This is a genomic window from Amycolatopsis sacchari (assembly GCF_900114035.1).
Taxonomy (GTDB): domain Bacteria; phylum Actinomycetota; class Actinomycetes; order Mycobacteriales; family Pseudonocardiaceae; genus Amycolatopsis_E; species Amycolatopsis_E sacchari.
This window is the reverse complement of sequence record NZ_FORP01000019.1, coordinates 1-17,928: the sequence shown is the minus strand read 5'-3', so window position 1 is coordinate 17,928 and position 17,928 is coordinate 1. Positions and strand designations below refer to the sequence as shown.

Sequence of the window (17,928 nt, the reverse complement as noted above, 5' to 3'; positions counted from 1 at the left end):
ATCCCGGGCGTGACGAAACCTCAATCCTCCCCTCGCCCCGGCCTGGGGAGTCCGTACGATCGCGTGCGTGACAACCACCGACACCGGCCTGGCCGGGACGCTCCTCGAACGGCGTTACCGGGTCGACTCCCCGATCGCCAGGGGCGGGATGTCGTCGGTGTACCGGGGTGCCGACACCCGGCTCGATCGGCCGGTGGCGATCAAGGTCATGGACCCCCGGTTCGCCGACGACCGGTCCTTCGTCGAGCGGTTCGAACGCGAAGCCCGCTCCGCCGCCCGCCTGCACCACCCCAACGTGGTCACCGTGCACGACCAGGGCTTCGACGGGGACCACGTGTTCCTCGTGATGGAGCTCGTCGACGGCGGCACGCTGCGCGACCTGCTGGACGAGCGCGGCCGGCTGGAGGTGCCGCTGGCGATCGCCGTCGCCGAGCAGATGCTCGCCGCGCTCGCCGCCGCGCACCAGGCGGGGCTGGTGCACCGGGACGTCAAGCCCGAGAACGTCCTGATCGGCCGCACCGGCACCCCGCCGACCGGGGTTGTGAAGGTCGCCGACTTCGGTCTCGTCCGCGCCGTCGCGAGCGCCGGGACGACCAGCTCCAGCGTCATCCTCGGCACCGTCGCCTACCTCGCGCCGGAGCAGGTCACCACGGGCCTCGCCGGGGAGCGCGGCGACGTGTACTCGGCGGGCATCGTGCTGTACGAGATGCTCACCGGCCAGGCGCCCTACAGCGGCGACACCGCGATTTCGGTGGCTTACCGGCACGTGAACGACGACGTGCCCGCGCCCAGCACGGTCGTGCCGGGCCTGCCGCCCGCGCTGGACGACCTCGTGCTGCGCGCCACCCGCCGCGACCCCGAGGCCCGGCCCGCCGACGCCGGGGCCTTCCTGCACGAGCTGCGCCGGATCAGGGCCTCGCTCGGCATCGGCCCGGTCGCCATCCCGGTGCCCGGTGACCAGCCCGCTCCGTTGCCGGATGCGGAACGCACCGTCCCCGCCTTCGCCCCCGTGGGGAGAACTTCGCCGATCACCGGACCGCAGGGCACGCGTGCGATGCCCCGCGCCGCGGCACCCGTCCACCACACGCCGCCGCCCGTTCCGCCGTCCGGAGCAACGGAATCCGGCGGAAATCGGCGGACCGCGCTGATCTGGTCCATCGCCGCGGCCGCGCTGCTGTTGATCGTGGCCGGGCTCTGGTTCGTCGCGCAGGGGCCGACGGGCAAGAGCAGCACGGCCATCCCGCAGGTCGCCGGGCTGGACCGGGCGAGCGCCGAGAAGACGCTGACCGACGCCGGGTTCACCCCGAAGTTCACCCAGCAGCGCAACAACACGATCGCCGCCGGGCTCGTCGTGCGCACCGACCCGGCCGCGGGCTCCGGCGCCGCGAAGGGCAGCGAAGTCACCGTCGTGCTGTCCTCCGGCCGCCCGACCGTGCCCGACATCAGCACGAACACGTCCCTCACGCAGGCCGAAGCCGCCATCATCGCCGCCGAGCTGGTGCCCCAGCACGACGCGAACGCCGACCAGTTCAGCACCACGGTCGTCAGCGGGAACGTCATCAGCGTGAACCCGCAGCCCGGCACGCAGCTCGACGTGAACGCGCCGGTGACGATCATCGTGTCGAAGGGCCCGCCGCCGCAGCCGGTGCCCAACGTCGTGGGGCTGTCGCGCGACCAGGCGTTCCAGCGGCTGCAGGCGGCCGGGTTCGAGCCGTTCGACGCGGGCCAGGAGGCCTCCGACGACGTGCCGGCCGGCGCGGTGACGAGGACCAGCCCCGCGGCGAACAGCCAGCTCACCGACAACAAGCGGGTGGGTGTGTTCACCAACAACGCGGTCGAGGTGCCGTCGGTGGTGGGCAGGCCGATCCAGGACGCGGTGGAGGCTCTGCAGCAGGCCGGTCTCCAGGCCGACCTCAAGGGTGGGGGCCGCAACCGCGGCTTCGGTTTCGTGGTGCAGCAGCACCCGGACGCCGGTGACCTGGTGAAGCAGGGCAGCAAGGTGGAACTGCGCACGTTCCCGTAACTCGATCGGTTCTGCCGGCGAACCTTTTCCGGCGCCACGAAGATCCACTGTGGACGGTGCATCCTCCTTTCGAGTGAAGGATGTTGGTGTTAGCGCCACGGAAACACGACGACCACCCTCTCGTCATGTCCGTGGGCTGCAGTGGTGGCCCCACATCCGGAGCAATCCCACAGAAGGGTCGCCTATGGCCGGCCGTCAGCTCAGCGGGCTCGATGTCGCCTTTCTCTGCCTAGACGGGGAAAAGTCCCCGATGCACATGGGAGCGGTGGCGGTGTTCGCCCCCGCCCGCACGATCGCACCGGACCGGCTGGCGGCACTGCTCGCGGACCGGGCGGCGAAGCTCCCGCGGCTGCGCGAACGGGTGACACCGTCGCTGCTGCCACCCGGAAGCGCGTACTGGAGCGAGGACCCGCGGTTCGACGCGAGGCGCCACGTGCAGGTGCGCGAACTGGACGGCCGGTGCACCGAGGACGCGCTGGCCGAGCACGCGGCGCACTGGCTGGAGGAACCCCTCGACCTGCGCCGCCCGCCGTGGCAGCTGCGGCTCGTCACCGGCCTGCCCGACGGCCGGTTCGCGCTGCTGGTGAAGCTGCACCACGCGTTCACCGACGGGGCGGGCGCGTTCGCCGTCGCCGCCGGGCTGCTGGACGAGCTGCCCGTGACCGCCACCCTGCTCGCCGCCACCGGGCGCCCGGCGCCGCCGAGGTCACCGTTGACGCTGCTGAAGGACACGATCGGCGAGGCGGGTGAGAACCTGGGCATCGCGTCGGCCGTCCTGCGGGCGGCGCGGCCGTACCCGGTGTCGCCGCTGGCCGCGCCCGAGTCGGCCACTCGGCGGCTGGGCCTCGTGCGGCTGGACCTTGCCGACTTCCGCACCATCCGCGCGGCGCACGGCGGCACGGCCAACGACGTGCTGCTCGCGGTGCTCGCGGGTGCGCTGCGCCGGTGGCTGGCCGACCAGGGGCGCCGTCCGACCGTCCGCCCGCTGCGTGCGCTCGTCCCGGTCAGCACCCGCGGCCGGGACGGTGGCACGGCGGGGAACCAGCTGTCCGGTTACCTGTGCGAGCTGCCGGTGCACCTGGAGGACCCGGTGGAGCGGCTGCACGCGGTCCGCCGGTCGATGAACCGGAACAAGGCCGCGGGCCCGCTGGCGGGTGCGGGCGCGGTGCCCGTGCTGGCCGGCCGCCTCCCGGCACCCGTGCACCGCCTGGCCACGCGGTTCGCCGGGCAGGCCGCGGGGTTGCTGTTCGACACGGTGGTGACGAACGTGCCGCTGCCCAAGCTCGACCTCACGCTCGACGGCGCGCCGCTGCGCGAGGTGTACCCGCTGGTGCCGCTCGCGTCGCGGCACGCGGTGGGCATCGCGGCGGCGTTGTTCGGCGAGTCCGTCCACATCGGACTCCAGGCGAACGGAGCCGCCGTGGCGGACACCGGGTCCCTGCGGGACGCGGTGCTGAAGTCGGCCGCGGAGTTGTGCGAGAGGTCGCTCTGACGTTTTCGTGACCTTGGTGGGGCAGAATCTGCAGGCATGCCGGTCCCCACTGCCGCTTGGCTTGCGCGCGCCACGAGGAGCGCGCTCATCGTCCCGGTGCCCGAGACCGAGCGGCTCGTCAGCACGCACCGCCGCAGGCTGGCCGACGCGCACCCGTCGTCGGTGCCCGCCCACGTGACCGTGCTCTACCCCTTCGTCCACCCGAGCCGCATCGACGCGGCGACGCTCGACGTGCTGGCGGCGACGCTGGGCGCGATGACCGCGTTCGACTGCGCGTTCACCGAGGTCCGCTGGTTCGACGACGACGTGGTGTGGTTGCAGCCCAAGCCGGACGAGCACTTCCGCGCGCTCACCGCGGCGGTCTGCAAGCGCTTTCCGGCGCACCTGCCCTACGCGGGCGAGCACCCGGACACGGTGCCGCACCTGACGGTGGCCGACGGCCGCAGCGGCGACACCGCGGGCAAGCGCCGCATCGCCACGGACATCGTCGCGGACCTGCCGGTGCACGCCCGCATCGACCGCGTCCGCCTCGTCGCGGGCGAGGACGAGCACGGCCCGTGGCGCACGATCACGGAGTTCCGCCTGTCCGGACGGGTGTGAGAGCATCCGACGATGCTGCGACTGGGCACCACCGTCCTCGGCGTCGACGACCTGCCGCGCGCGCTCGCCTTCTGGCGGCAGGCGCTGGGCTTCGTCCCGCGTGACGGCGAACCGGAGCCCGGCGCCCGGTTCGCCGTGCTGGTGCCGCCCGAGGGCGGCCCGGGGCTCGCGCTGGGCGTGAGCGAGTCACCCGTGCAGGACCACCCGCGCGTACACCTGGACCTCTACGCCGGGAACGCGGCCGAACAGGCCGCCGAGGTCGAGCGGCTGGTGTCGCTCGGGGCGCGGCGCGTCGACTGGGACAGCTACCCCGAGGACCCGGACTTCATCGTGCTCGCCGACACCGAGGGCAACCTGTTCTGCGTCATCGACACCAGCCGCTGACGCCTCAGCCGCGGAGCATCTCCGCGACCAGGAACGCCAGCTCGAGCGACTGCTGGGTGTTCAGCCGCGGGTCGCAGGCCGTCTCGTAGCGGCCGGCGAGGTCGGTGTCGGAGATCTCCTGCGCACCGCCGAGGCACTCGGTGACGTCCTCGCCGGTCAGCTCGACGTGGATGCCGCCGGGGTAGCTGCCCAGCTTGTGGTGCACCTCGAAGAAGCCCTGCACCTCGTCGATGATGCGGTCGAAATGCCGCGTCTTGTACCCGGTGGACGACTCGTGCGTGTTGCCGTGCATCGGGTCGCACTGCCAGATGACCTTGTGCCCGGTGGCCTCGACCTTCTCCACGATCGCGGGCAGCACCTCCCGCACCTTGCCGTTGCCCATGCGCGCGATGAGCGTCAGGCGGCCTGCCTCGTTGCGCGGGTCGAGCCGCTCGACGTACTCGACCGCCTGCTCGGGGGTGGTCGTCGGGCCGATCTTGACGCCGATCGGGTTGGCCAGCAGCTCCGCGAACGCGATGTGCGCCCCGTCGAGCTGGCGCGTGCGCTCCCCGATCCACAGGAAGTGCGAGGACAGGTTGTACAGCTTCGGGTTCGCGGCGTCGGCGTTGTCCAGCCGCAGCAGGGCGCGCTCGTAGTCGAGCAGCAGCGCCTCGTGGCTGGCGAAGATCTCCGTGGAGTGCAGGGAGGTGTCGGTCACCCCGCACGCCGACATGAACCGCAGGCCGCGGTCGATCTCCCCGGCCAGCGCCTCGTACCGCTCACCGGCGGGCGAGGTGCGGACGAAGTCCTTGTTCCAGTCGTGGACCTTGGTCAGGTCGGCGAGCCCGGACGCGGTCAGCGCGCGCACCAGGTTCATCGCCGCGCCCGCGTTGGCGTACGCGCGGATCATCCGGCCCGGGTCCGGCACCCGCAGCTCGGGCTTGGCGACCAGCGAGTTCACGATGTCGCCGCGGTAGACCGGCAGGCCCAGCGCGTCCGTGGCGTTGGACCGCGGCTTGGCGTACTGCCCGGCGATGCGGCCGACCTTCACGACGGGCAGGCTGGCGCCGTAGGTGAGCACGACGGCCATCTGCAGCAGCGTGCGCAGGTTCGCCCGGATGTGCGGCTCGGTGTTGGACTCGAACGTCTCCGCGCAGTCGCCGCCCTGGAGCAGGAACGCCTCGCCGCGCGCGACCATCGCGAGGCGCTCCCGCAGCCGGTCGATCTCGACCGGCACCGTGATCGGCGGCACGCTCTCCAGCACGGCACGCACCCGCCGCGTGGCGTCCGGGTCGGGCCACTCCGGCTGCTGCGCGGCCGGGCGGGACAGCGCGTCGTCGAGGCGTTCGCGCAGCTCGGGCGGGAGCGGGGGCAGTTCGGGAAGGGTGTCGACGGGGACGTCCACGGTCCAGTTCACGACACCCAGGATATTCGCCCGCTCCCGCCCCGGTCAGCCGCGTCCGGTGTACACCGGCTCACGCGGCTCGGCCGGTGCCTCCGCGCCCGGCGGATCGGGCACGGCGACCGGCAGCCGGCCGGGTCGTTCACGAACTGGGGGTGGGCGTCCGCCCCGGGATCGGTCCACCACCGGACGTCGGCCGGCATCGCGGCAGCGAGATCCGCCGCCGAGTCCGGTCGCGATGTTCTGCCACGTCGTCGCGTGGGCCGTGATCTGGTCCGGGTCACCGGGGAGGCGGCTGGGCGGATCAGCCCAGTCCGCTGTGGACCGGCTCACGCGGCTCGGCCGGTGCCTCCGCGCGGTCGCCGTGGCCGGGCCACCAGGCGGCCCTGCCGACGAGCGCCGTGAGGCTCGGCACGAAGAACATCGCCATCACGAACGCGGCCACGAGGATGCCGAACGCCAGCGCGAAGCCCATCTCGGCGAGCAGGGCGTTGCCCGCGAGCATCAGCGCGCCCAGCGAGCCGGCCAGGATGACGCCGGCCGCCGCGATCGTGGGCCCGGTGTGCCGGATGGCCAGCGCCGCCGCCTCCCGGGGCGACTTGCCGTCCTTCGCCTCCTCACGCAGCCGCGCCATCATCAGGATGTTGTAGTCCGTGCCGAGCGCCACCACGAACATGTAGATGATCAGCGGGATCATGAAGATCAGCCCGGACTCGCCGACGATCCCCTGGAACAGCCACGTCGTCGCGCCCAGCGTGGCCGCGAAGCCCAGCCCGACCGAGGCCATCACGTACCACGGCGACACGACGCTGCGCAGCATCAGCCCCAGCACGAGCATGATCAGCACCGCCGCCACCGGGAACACCACCCGGTAGTCGCGGTTCATCGTGGCCTGGATGTCCACGTACACGGCCGTGACGCCGCCGACGAGCGCCTTGGTACCGGGCGGCGCGGACGCGTGCGCGGTGTCCCGCAGCGGGCCCGACACGGTGCCGATCGCGGCGTCGGAGGCCGGGTCCGCCGTGAGGGTGACCGAGTAGTTCGCCGTCAGGCCGTCCTTGCTCAGCTGCGGCTGCCCGACCTGCCCCACACCGGGCACGCCCTTGAGGTCGTTACCGAACCCGGCGAGCGAAGCCCGGTTCAGCGGGGCGCCGTTCTCGCTGTGCACGTACACGTTGGTCGGCGACGTGGCGCCCGGCGGCAGGCCCTTCTCCAGCGACTTCATCGCGACCTGAGACTCGGCGGTGTCGGGCATCGAGCCGGACGCGAGGTCGAACGTCGGGTTGAAGTTCACCAGCCCGATCGCCAGCGCCACCATGACCACGCCGGACACGCCCGCGAACAACGCGGGCCGGCGCCCCACCGCACGGCCGACCGCGGCGAACCGCGCGGCTTCCGGTTCACGGCGCCACGCCTTGGACGGCCAGAACACCTTCGTGCCCAGCAGCGAAACCACGGCGGGCACCAGGGTGAGCCCGGCCAGCAGTGTCACGGCGACGGCGATCGCGAGCGAGGGACCCATCGAGCGGAAGAACCCGAACGACGACAGCGCCATCGTGAGGAACGCGATGACCACCACCGCGGCCGCCGACGTGATCGCCTCGCCGACGCGGCTGACCGCCGTCACCATCGCCTGCTTCGGTTCGTCCCCGGCCCGCAGCCGTTCGCGGTAGCGGAACATCAGGAACAGGATGTAGTCGGTGCCGACGCCGAACAACACGACGATGAGGATCGACGAGATGGAGCTGTCGGCCTGCATCCCGAACAGCTTCACGATCCAGCTGATGAGCCCGTTCGCGACCTGCGAGACGACGCCGATGAGCACGATCGGCAGCAACGCGATGATCGGGCTGCGGAAGATCACCAGCAGCAGCACGAGGATCAGCAACACGGTCGCGATACCGACGATGGCGTCCGAGTCGCTCGACGACTCCTGCGAATCCAGTTGCTGCGCAACGGTTCCCGTCGTGCCCGCCTTGAGGTCGCTGCCCGCGACGAGCGTCTGCAGCTCGGTGCGCAACGTCTTCGCCGACTTCGTCAGCTCCTGCGCGTTGGGGCCCGACAGCTGCGGCATCTTCACCGCGGACAGCTGCACGAGGTTGTTGGGCGAAGGCTGCGCGGGCAGCACGGCCTCGACGTCGGGCAGGTGCTTGTTGCCGAGATCGGTGACGACCTGGTTGACCTTCGCCGAGTCCTGTGTGGTCAGTGCGGCGCCGTCGGAGCGCTCGAACACAATGATCATGGACGGGGTGAAGGCGCTCGGAAAAGCCTGCTGCCCCAGGGTCGCCGCCTGGATCGACTCGTAGTCCCGTGGCAGCGCGTCGCTCTCGTCGGTGCTCTTCGGCAACGCCGGCGCCGTCGCGATCACGACGACCGCCAGCAGCACCCACGCGCCGATCACCCACCACGGCCGGTGCACGACCAGCCGCCCGAGTCTCGCGAACACCCCTTTGTCCATTTTCACCCCTGAGAAGAACGCCCCTGTGAACGACGCCAGTGAACCGGCGTTCATGACGCGCCGCCACGTGTGCGCGCTCACTGCTGAGAGTTCGCTGAGACACGAAAAACGGGCACCCGGCGCCATTGCCGGGTGCCCGTCGGATCGGGGGTTGGCGCTAGACCACCGCGAGCGGCAGCGCCGTGGGGTGCACGGGTGCGGGGAGGTCCGAGGCGCCCGTCAGGTACGCGTCGACGGCGTTCGCCACCGAGCGGCCCTCCGCGATCGCCCACACGACGAGGGAAGCGCCGCGGTGGGCGTCACCGCAGACGAAGACGCCGGGGGCGTCGGTCTGCCAGTCCGCGCCACACGTGATGCGGCCCTGCCGGTTCAGCTCGATGCCCAGGTCGTCCAGCAGGCGCATCTCCTCGACGCCCTCGAACCCGATCGCCAGCAGCACCAGGTCCGCCGGGATCTCCTCGACCTCGTCGCTCACCGGGAGGACCTGCCGCCGCCCCGACTCGTCGCGCGAGACGCGCACCTTCTGCAGCTCGATCGCCCGCACGTGCCCGTTCTCGTCGCCCACGAACCGCTTCACGGCGACCCCGAACAGGCGCTCGCCACCCTCCTCGTGCGCCGGGTAGGTGCGCAGGATGTACGGCCACGTCGGCCACGGCGAACGCTCGTCGTCACGCGTGGTGGGCGGCATCGGGTACTGGTCCAGCTGCGTCACCGACAGCGCGCCCTGCCGGGTCGCGGTGCCGTAGCAGTCGGCGCCGGTGTCACCGCCGCCGATCACGATGACGTGCTTGCCCTTCGCGTCGATCTCCGGCGGCCCGTCGCCCTCGCACTGCTTGTTCGCCTGCACGAGGTGCTCCATCGCGAGGTGGACACCCTTGAGCTCGCGCCCCGGCGTCGTCGTGTCGTCACGGCCTCGCAGCGCGCCGACCGCCAGCACCACCGCGTCGTGCCGGGCCTGCAGCTCCTCGACCGTCAGGTCCACGCCGACCTCGCAGCCGGTGACGAACTTCGTGCCCTCCTTGCGCAACTGCGCCAGACGGCGGTCGAGGTGCTTCTTCTCCATCTTGAACTCGGGGATGCCGTAACGCAGCAGCCCGCCGAGCCGGTCGTCCCGCTCGTACACGGTCACCTCGTGCCCGGCGCGCGTCAGCTGCTGCGCCGCCGCGAGACCCGCCGGCCCGGAACCGACGACCGCGACCCGCTGCCCCGAGGACACCTCGGCGACCTGCGGCTCCACGATGCCCATTTCCCAGGACTGGTCGGCGATCGTCGCCTCGACCTGCTTGATCGCGACGGGCCCGCCCGACAGCGGCGAGATCGACAGCGTGCAGCCCGCCTCGCACGGCGCGGGGCACAGCTTCCCGGTGAACTCGGGGAAGTTGTTGGTCGCGTGCAGCCGGTCGCTCGCCGCGGCCCAGTGGCCCTGGCGCACGAGGTCGTTCCACTCCGGGATCAGGTTGCCCAGCGGGCAGCCGGAACTACCGGAGTGGCAGAACGGGATGCCGCAGTCCATGCAGCGCGTGGCCTGCGTGCGCACCTTCTTGTTGCGCTCCTCCGAGGAGGTGTACGCGTAGACCTCGCGCCAGTCGTGCACGCGCTCGTCACGCGGGCGCTTCTTCGGCTCCTCGCGCTCGAACTTGAGAAAACCGCGGGGGTCAGCCATTAGCAGCCTCCATCACTGCCTCGTCGACGTCGCGCCCCGTTGCCTTCGCCGTCTTCATCGCCTGCAGCACGCGCGCGTAGTCGCGCGGCATGACCTTCGTGAACGACGCCGACCGCCGTGGCCAGTCGCCGAGCAGCGACGCGGCGACGGTCGAGCGGGTCAGCTCGTGGTGCCGCGTCACGATTTCCTTGAGCCAGCTCAGGTCCTCCGGCTCCAGCGGGAGCAGGTCGACCATCTCGTCGTTGACCCGCGCGTGGTCGAGGTCCAGCACGTAGGCGATCCCGCCCGACATACCGGCCGCCACGTTCCGCCCCGTCGGCCCGAGCACCACGGCCCGGCCGCCGGTCATGTACTCGAACGCGTGGTCGCCCACGCCCTCGGCGACGACCGTGGCACCGGAGTTGCGGACGCAGAACCGCTCGCCGACCTGGCCGCGCAGGAACATCTCGCCGCCGGTCGCGCCGTAGGCGAGCGTGTTGCCCGCGATCACCTGCCGCTCCGCGGCGAAGGTCGCGTCCGGGTGCGGGCGCACGATGATCCGCCCGCCCGACAGTCCCTTGCCGACGTAGTCGTTGGCGTCGCCCACCATTTCCAGCGTCACGCCACGCGGCAGGAACGCGCCGAGCGACTGCCCGGCCGACCCCAGGAGCCGCACGTGGATCGTGCCGTCGGGCAGGCCCTCGCCGCCGTAGCGGCGCGTGATCTCCGACCCGAGCAGTGTGCCGACCGTCCGGTTCACGTTGCGCACCGGCAGTTCCAGGCGCACCGGGTGCGCGTCCTCCAGCGCCGCCTCGGCGAGCTGGATGAGCGTGCGGTCCAGCGCGTGCTCCAGGCCGTGGTCCTGCTCGCGGACCTTGCGCCGCGCTCCGCCGTACGGGGTCTCGGTCGGGACCTCGAAGATCGGCTTCAGGTCGAGGCCCTTGGCCTTCCAGTGCTCCACGGCCTCGTCGACGTCGAGCACGTCGGCCCGGCCGATCGCCTCGTCGAGCGTGCGGAAGCCCAGTGCGGCAAGGGTTTCCCGCACTTCCTGCGCCACGAACCGGAAGTAGTTCACGACGTGCTCGGCCTGCCCGGTGTACCGCTTGCGCAGGTCCGGGTTCTGCGTCGCGACGCCGACCGGGCAGGTGTCCAGGTGGCACACGCGCATCATGATGCAGCCCGCGACGATGAGCGGCGCGGTCGCGAAGCCGTACTCCTCGGCCCCGAGCAGCGCCGCGACCACCACGTCGCGCCCGGTCTTCATCGCGCCGTCCACCTGCACGGTGATGCGGTCACGCAGGCCGTTGAGCATCAGCGTCTGCTGCGTCTCGGCCAGGCCGATCTCCCACGGCGTGCCCGCGTGCTTGAGCGAGTTCATCGGGGAGGCACCGGTGCCGCCGTCGTGCCCGGAGATCAGCACGACGTCCGCGTGCGCCTTGGACACACCGGCCGCGACCGTGCCGACGCCGAGCGAGGACACCAGCTTCACGTGGATGCGGGCCTTCTCGTTGGCGTTCTTCAGGTCGTGGATCAGCTGCGCCAGGTCCTCGATGGAGTAGATGTCGTGGTGCGGCGGCGGCGAGATGAGGCCGACGCCCGGCGTCGAATGCCGGGTGCGCGCGATCCACGGGTACACCTTGTTCGGCGGCAGCTGGCCGCCCTCGCCGGGCTTCGCGCCCTGCGCCATCTTGATCTGGATGTCGTCGGCGTTGACCAGGTACTCGCTCGTCACACCGAACCGTCCACTCGCGACCTGCTTGATCGCGCTGCGGCGCTCCGGGTCGTACAGGCGCTCGGGGTCCTCGCCACCCTCACCGGTGTTGGACCGGCCGCCGATGCGGTTCATCGCGATCGCGAGCGTCTGGTGCGCCTCGGCCGAGATCGAGCCGTACGACATGGCACCGGTGTTGAAGCGCTTGCAGATCGACTCGATGGACTCGACCTCGTCGATGGGGACCGGTTCACGGTCGCCCTGCTTGAACTTGAACATCCCGCGCAGCGCGCCGCCTTCGCGGGCGAGGCGGTGCACCTCCTCGGTGTACGCGCGGTACGCCTCGTCTCGCCGGGTCTTGGAGGCGTGCTGCAGCAGGAACACCGTCTCCGGCGTGAACAGGTGCAGCTCGCCCTCGCGGCGGTAGGCGTACTCGCCGCCGGTGTCCAGCCTGCGGTGCACGCGGTCGGTCGGGTTGTCCGGGTACGCGCGGCGGTGCCGCATCGCGACCTCTTCGGCCAGCACGTCCAGCCCGACGCCGCCGAGCTTCGACACGGTGCCGGTGAAGTACTCGTCCAGCACGTCCTGCGACAGCCCGAGGCACTCGAACACCTGCGCCGCCGTGTAGGCGGACACCGTCGAGATGCCCATCTTGGACATGATCTTCTGCACGCCCTTGACGAGCGCCTTGACGTAGTTGCGCACGGCCTGCCGCGGCTCGATGCCGGTGAGCATGCCCTGGTTGATCAGGTCCTCGATGGTCTCGAACGCCAGGTACGGGTTCACCGCCGCCGCGCCGTAACCGAGCAGCAGCGCGATGTGGTGCACCTCGCGGGCGTCACCGGACTCCACGACGAGCGCGACGCGCAGCCGCTCCTTGGTGCGCACCAGGTGGTGGTGCACGGCGGAGACCAGCAGCAGCGACGGGATCGGCGCCATCCGGTGGTCGGAGTCGCGGTCGGACAGCACGAGCGTGCGCGCACCGGCCGCGATCGCCTCGGACGCCTCGCGGCGCACGCGCTCGACCGCCTCCGCCAGCGCCTTGCCGCCACCGTCCACTTCGAACAGTCCGGACAGGACGGTGCAGGCGAAGCCCGGCAGGTCGCCGTCGTCGTTGATGTGGATGAGCTTGGCGAGCTCGTCGTTGTCGATGACCGGGTACGGCAGCTCGATGTGCCGGCACGACGCCGGTCCCGGGTCGAGCAGGTTGCGCTCGGGGCCCATGATCCGGCTCATGGAGGTGACCAGCTCCTCGCGGATCGCGTCCAGCGGCGGGTTGGTCACCTGCGCGAAGTTCTGCTTGAAGTAGTCGTAGAGCTGGCGGGACCGCTTGGACAGCACCGCGGGCGGGGTGTCGGTGCCCATCGAGCCGATCGGCTCCGCGCCCTTCTGCGCCATCGGCGCGAGCAGGATCTTCAGCTCCTCCTCGCTGTAGCCGAAGGAAAGCTGGCGCCGCAGCACCGAATCATGGCTCTGCGTCACGTGATCGCGGTCGGGCAGGTCCGCCAGCTGCAGCAGGCCCGCGTGCACCCACTCGCCGTACGGCTGCTGCCGGGCGAGCGCCGACTTGATCTCGTCGTCGGCGACGAGCTTGCCCTCGCCGGTGTCCACGAGGAACATCCGGCCCGGCTTGAGCCGTCCCTTCGCGACCACCTTGTCCGGCGGTACGTCCAGGACACCGGCCTCGCTGGCCAGCACCACGCGGTCGTCGGCGGTGCGCCACCAGCGCGCGGGACGCAGCCCGTTGCGGTCGAGCACCGCGCCGACGAGCGTGCCGTCGGTGAAGGTGACGCACGCCGGGCCGTCCCACGGCTCCATCAGGTTCGAGTGGAACTGGTAGAACGCGCGGCGCTCCGGATCCATCGTCGCGTGGTTCTCCCACGCCTCCGGGATCATCATCAGCACCGCGTGCGGCAGGCTGCGGCCGCCCAGGTGCAGCAGCTCCAGCACCTCGTCGAAGGAGGCGGAGTCCGAGGCCTCCGGCGAGCAGATCGGGTACAGGCGCGAAAGGTCGCCGGGGATCAGGTCGGACTCCAGCAGCGCCTCGCGGGCCCGCATGCGGTTGCGGTTGCCGCGGACGGTGTTGATCTCGCCGTTGTGCGCGACGTAGCGGAAGGGGTGCGCCAGCGGCCACGACGGGAAGGTGTTGGTGGAGAACCGGCTGTGCACCAAGGCGATCGCGGACGTGAGCCGCTCGTCACGCAGGTCGGCGAAGAACGCCGGCAGCTGCTCCGGCGTCACCATTCCCTTGTACACCAGCGTTCGCGCCGACAGCGACGGGAAGTACGTGCCGCACTCCGCGACGACGCTCTCGTGCTCCACGCGCTTGCGCAGGCAGAACGCGAGCCGGTCCAGGTCGATCCCGGCGGGACGGACACCGTCGGCGTCCGCCTTGCCCGCCACGAAGAGCATCGAGAAGTGCGGCATCACCGAGCGCGCGGTCGGCCCGATGTCCGCGGCGTCCGCGTCGGCGGGCACCTCGCGCCAGCCGAGCACGTCCAGGCCCTCCTCCTCGGCCAGCCGCTCGATCAGCGACACGGCCTTGGCCCGCTGCTCCACCTCCGCGGGCAGGAACGCGATCCCCGCCGCGTACCGGTGCCGCCCCTGGGCATCCGGCTCGGGCAAGGCGAAACCGGTCACCTCGCGCAGCAGCCCGTCCGGCAGCTGCACCAGGATCCCGGCACCGTCACCCGAGGTCGGCTCTGCCCCCGCGGCGCCGCGGTGGTCGAGGTTCATCAACGCCGTCAAGCCGTCGGTGACGATGCTGTGCGAACTCCGCCCGCGGATGTCGGCCACCATGGCGACACCGCAGGAGTCCTGTTCCATGGCCGGGTCGTACAGACCCTGCTTGCCCGGGTTGGCGGAGAAGATCATGCGGGGACCTCCTTCGTCGTCGTCGTGCTCAGTTCGGAAAGTTCCCCCGGTCCTGCTGTGCTCGGGACGACGATGGCCCGCTGATTAGCGCGACCTTAACACCCAGGAAACACGACAGCACCCTCTCGCAGAGGAGATTTTCTTCTCGGAGAGGTAACGATCTGGCTGCGGCGAACGACTTCGTTCTTGATGCGCTCGTTCCGGGGAGGAACGGCTCCAGGGTAGGTCACGCGGATCCCGTCAAGATTACGTGAGCATTGCCGGAACCGGCCAGTTCTCGCGGTGGTAGCGTTCCTCACGCTGGTCAGCGGCTTGCCGACCAGGGACGCGCGGAAGGCGACAACGCGCGGGGTGATCACTTCGACACGCTGTGTCCGGTCCGGCCGGGTCCGCCTGCCGCGCACCAACCCCCGCTTGACAGAGGTCTCATGACGCGCAGGTTCCCGCTACTGCTCGTGCTGTTGCTCGTACTCTCCGCTTGCGCTTCGCACCCGCAGGACGAGGCGTCGAACGCCGCACCCGACACCGAGGCGAGCTTCCCGGTGACGATCGGCCAGGTGACCATCCCGGCCCGGCCCACCCGGATCGTGTCGCTGTCCCCGTCCGCGACCGAAACCCTGTTCGCGCTGGGTGCGGGCCCGCAGGTGGTCGCCGTCGACTCGCAGTCCGACTACCCGGCACAGGCGCCGCACACGTCGCTTTCCGCGCTCAGCCCCGATCCGGAGGCGATCGCGAGCTACCGGCCCGACCTGGTCGTCGCGTCCGCCGACACGACGGGCCTCGCCGCGGCGCTGGCCAAGACCGGCACGAAGACGCTGGTCATGCCCGACGCGAAGACCCTCGACGAGGCGTACGACGAGTTCGTGCAGCTCGGGCGCGCGACCGGGCACCAGGCCGAGGGCGAGAGCCTGGCCAGGCAGACCCGCGCCGACGTCGACCGGATCGTGGCCGACACGCCGAAACCGGTGCGGCCCTTGAGCTTCTACTACGAGCTGGACCAGACCTACTACAGCGCGACGTCGAAGACCTTCATCGGCCAGGTGCTCGCGCGCTTCGGGCTGACGAACATCGCGGACGGGAACGACCCGTCGATTTCCGGCGGCTATCCCCAGCTTTCTGCAGAACGCATTTTGCAGGCCGACCCGGATCTCGTTTTCCTCGCCGACACGAGGTGCTGCGGGCAGAACGCGCAGACCGTCGGCGCGCGCCCGGGGTGGAACACGCTGACCGCCGTGAAGGAGGGGCACGTGTTCCCGCTCGACGACGACATCGCGTCCCGGTGGAGCCCGCGGGTCGTCGAACTCGTCCGGGCGGTCTCGGCCGCCGTGACCGATGCGGGCAAGTAGGACGCACGTCACCCGGCTGCGCCCGTGGGTCGTGGTCGTCGCGGTCCTCGTCCTGCTGGTGGTGCTCGCGCTCGCGGTCCTCATCGGAGCCGCGGACCTGGGCTGGCGAAGGGTGCTGGGCGAGCTCGTGGCGGAGGTCACGGGCGGCCGTTCTCCGTTGACGGCAAGGGAAGCGGCGATCGTCTGGCAGCTGCGCGTGCCCAGGGTGCTGCTCGCGGGGCTCGTCGGCGCCGCGCTCGCCATGTCGGGCGCGACGTTCCAGGGCGTGTTCCGCAACCCGCTGGCCGACCCGTACCTGCTGGGCGCGGCGGCGGGGGCGGGGATGGCGGCGACGATCGTGGTCGTCGTCACGCCGGATCCCGGCGGCTGGGTGCCGCCCGCCGCCTTCGCGGGCGCGCTCGGCGGTGTGGGGCTGTCGTGGCTGCTCGGCCGTTCGGCCGGGCGTGGCACGGGGACGCTGCTGCTCGCCGGGGTCGCGGTGGGGTCGTTCCTGTCCGCGGTGCAGACGTTCGCGCAGCAGCTCAACACGGAGACGATCCGGCAGGTGTACACGTGGCTGCTGGGCGGGCTGAACGTCAGTGGCTGGCGGGAGGTGCTCATCGCGCTGCCCTACATCGCGGTGGCGGCGGTGATCCTGTGCGTTTCGGCGCGCCTGCTCGACGTGCTGTCCCTCGGCGACGCCGAAGCCGAGTCGCTCGGCGTCCACCCCGCGCGCGTCCGGCTGCTGCTGCTCGCGGCGGCCTCGCTGGCGACGGCGGCGGCGGTGTCGGTGAGCGGGCTGATCGGGTTCGTCGGCATCGTGGTGCCCCACGTGGTGCGGCTGCTCGCCGGGGCCAGTTACCGCGTGGTGGTCCCGCTTTCGCTGCTGGGCGGAGCGGTGTTCCTGATCGCGGCGGACCAGGTGGCGCGCACGATCATGCCGGGCGAGCTGCCGCTGGGCGTGGTGACCGCGTTCGCCGGGGCGCCGTTCTTCGTGGCGGTGCTGCGTTCTTCGCGGGGGAAGGTGTCATGACCGCGCTACGGCTGGAAAAGGTGTCCGCGGGGTACGAACGGGACCCGGTCGTGCGCGACGTGTCCGTGTCGGTGCGCGGTGGCGGCTGGCTGGCCGTCGTCGGGCCGAACGGCGCCGGGAAGTCGACCCTGCTCAAGGCGATGGCGGGGCTGCTGCCCGGCGCCGGCCGGATCCTCGTCGACGGGCGGCCGGTGCACTCGTTGTCCCGCAAGGAAAAGGCGCGGCAGCTCGGTTACGCGCCGCAGGACCCGGTGCTGCCGGACGGGCTGACGGTGACCGACTACGCCCTGCTCGGCCGCACCCCGCACCTGCGCCCGCTCGCGCGCGAGGGCGCGGCCGATCTGTCCGTTGTGGACGAAGTGCTCGCCAGGCTCGACCTGTCCGCGCTGGCGGGACGCCGCCTCGGCAAGCTGTCCGGCGGTGAACGGCAACGCGCCGTGCTCGCGCGCGTGCTGGCGCAGCGGGCGGGTTTGTTGCTGCTCGACGAGCCGACGACCGGGCTCGACCTCGGGCACGCGCAGGCGCTGCTGGAGCTGATCGACCGGCTGCGCCGCGAGGACGGCACCACGGTGGTGTCCACATTGCACGATCTGACGTTCGCGGCGCAGTACGCCGACCACGTGCTCCTGCTGTCGGACGGCGCGGTAGTGGCGTCGGGAACACCTGCGGAAGTCCTGACGCCGCAAGCACTCCAGCGCCACTACGGCGCCACGGCGGACGTCCTGACCGCCACCCGGGGCGACCTCGTCGTCGCCCCGGTGCGGCCGGTTTGAGGACCACGTCCCGACCGGAACCGGGCAACGCAACAGGGGTGGCGCCACCGCCCGCCCTCCCCCGCCCCGATCCCCAGCCGTCTTGGCGGTCACCGTGGCGGGTCAAGGGTGGCGAAGCCATCGCGAAGCGACGCCGTCAGGAAGCTTCTATGTCAAGTGGTGGTGGTCGGTGTGGAGTGCGTGGTAGAGGACGTCGGAGAGGTGGCGTTTGAGGGCGCGGATGGCGGCTTTT

At 71.4% G+C, this 17,928-nt stretch carries 11 protein-coding genes; 7 read left to right on the top strand and 4 right to left on the bottom strand.

Annotation, left to right across the window (positions count from 1 at the left end; translation table 11 throughout):
• Window positions 1-67: 67 nt before the first annotated feature.
• The 4 genes from pknB (at window position 68) to BMZ92_RS26215 (ending at window position 4,499) form a co-directional block, all read left to right on the top strand.
• Window positions 68-2,023 (top strand): Stk1 family PASTA domain-containing Ser/Thr kinase, encoded by a 1,956-nt coding sequence (pknB, locus tag BMZ92_RS26230; RefSeq protein ID WP_091512740.1) that lies wholly within the window; start codon window positions 68-70, stop codon window positions 2,021-2,023.
• A 184-nt stretch (window positions 2,024-2,207) separates the two neighbouring features.
• Complete coding sequence (locus tag BMZ92_RS26225) at window positions 2,208-3,515, top strand: wax ester/triacylglycerol synthase family O-acyltransferase (protein ID WP_091512737.1); 1,308 nt, start codon at window positions 2,208-2,210, stop codon at window positions 3,513-3,515.
• A gap of 36 nt (window positions 3,516-3,551) precedes the next feature.
• Window positions 3,552-4,115, top strand: a complete 564-nt coding sequence (locus BMZ92_RS26220; protein ID WP_091512734.1) for a 2'-5' RNA ligase family protein — start codon at window positions 3,552-3,554, stop codon at window positions 4,113-4,115.
• A gap of 12 nt (window positions 4,116-4,127) precedes the next feature.
• Window positions 4,128-4,499 carry a VOC family protein gene (locus BMZ92_RS26215; protein WP_091512731.1) on the top strand — a complete coding sequence of 124 codons (372 nt, stop codon included), beginning with the start codon at window positions 4,128-4,130 and terminating at the stop codon, window positions 4,497-4,499.
• A 4-nt stretch (window positions 4,500-4,503) separates the two neighbouring features.
• Here BMZ92_RS26215 and BMZ92_RS26210 read toward each other — a convergent pair whose 3' ends face one another.
• The 4 genes from BMZ92_RS26210 to gltB form a co-directional block, all read right to left on the bottom strand.
• Window positions 4,504-5,895 (bottom strand): class II 3-deoxy-7-phosphoheptulonate synthase, encoded by a 1,392-nt coding sequence (locus tag BMZ92_RS26210; RefSeq protein ID WP_177228874.1) that lies wholly within the window; start codon window positions 5,893-5,895, stop codon window positions 4,504-4,506.
• 289 nt (window positions 5,896-6,184) lie between these two features.
• Window positions 6,185-8,338: an MMPL family transporter gene (locus BMZ92_RS26205; protein ID WP_091512974.1), complete on the bottom strand. Its 2,154-nt coding sequence runs from the start codon at window positions 8,336-8,338 to the stop codon at window positions 6,185-6,187.
• Window positions 8,339-8,495: 157 nt separating this feature from the next.
• Window positions 8,496-10,001, bottom strand: a complete 1,506-nt coding sequence (locus BMZ92_RS26200; protein ID WP_091512729.1) for a glutamate synthase subunit beta — start codon at window positions 9,999-10,001, stop codon at window positions 8,496-8,498.
• On the bottom strand, window positions 9,994-14,565 hold the full coding sequence (gene gltB / locus BMZ92_RS26195) for a glutamate synthase large subunit (protein ID WP_091512726.1): 4,572 nt from the start codon (window positions 14,563-14,565) through the stop codon (window positions 9,994-9,996). The genes BMZ92_RS26200 and gltB overlap by 8 nt, the downstream gene beginning before the upstream one ends.
• Before the next feature lie 428 nt (window positions 14,566-14,993).
• Between gltB and BMZ92_RS26190 the strand changes: the two genes are divergently transcribed.
• From BMZ92_RS26190 to BMZ92_RS26180, 3 genes are read left to right on the top strand one after another with little or no spacing between them, the layout of a single operon-like run.
• Window positions 14,994-15,911 (top strand): ABC transporter substrate-binding protein, encoded by a 918-nt coding sequence (locus tag BMZ92_RS26190; protein ID WP_177228873.1) that lies wholly within the window; start codon window positions 14,994-14,996, stop codon window positions 15,909-15,911.
• The gene (locus tag BMZ92_RS26185; protein WP_091512723.1) at window positions 15,898-16,923 is read left to right on the top strand and encodes a FecCD family ABC transporter permease; all 1,026 of its coding nucleotides are present in this window, start codon (window positions 15,898-15,900) and stop codon (window positions 16,921-16,923) included. The genes BMZ92_RS26190 and BMZ92_RS26185 overlap by 14 nt, the downstream gene beginning before the upstream one ends.
• Window positions 16,920-17,696, top strand: a complete 777-nt coding sequence (locus tag BMZ92_RS26180; RefSeq protein ID WP_091512721.1) for an ABC transporter ATP-binding protein — start codon at window positions 16,920-16,922, stop codon at window positions 17,694-17,696. Before BMZ92_RS26185 ends, BMZ92_RS26180 begins: the two co-directional genes overlap by 4 nt.
• Window positions 17,697-17,928: the final 232 nt, after the last annotated feature.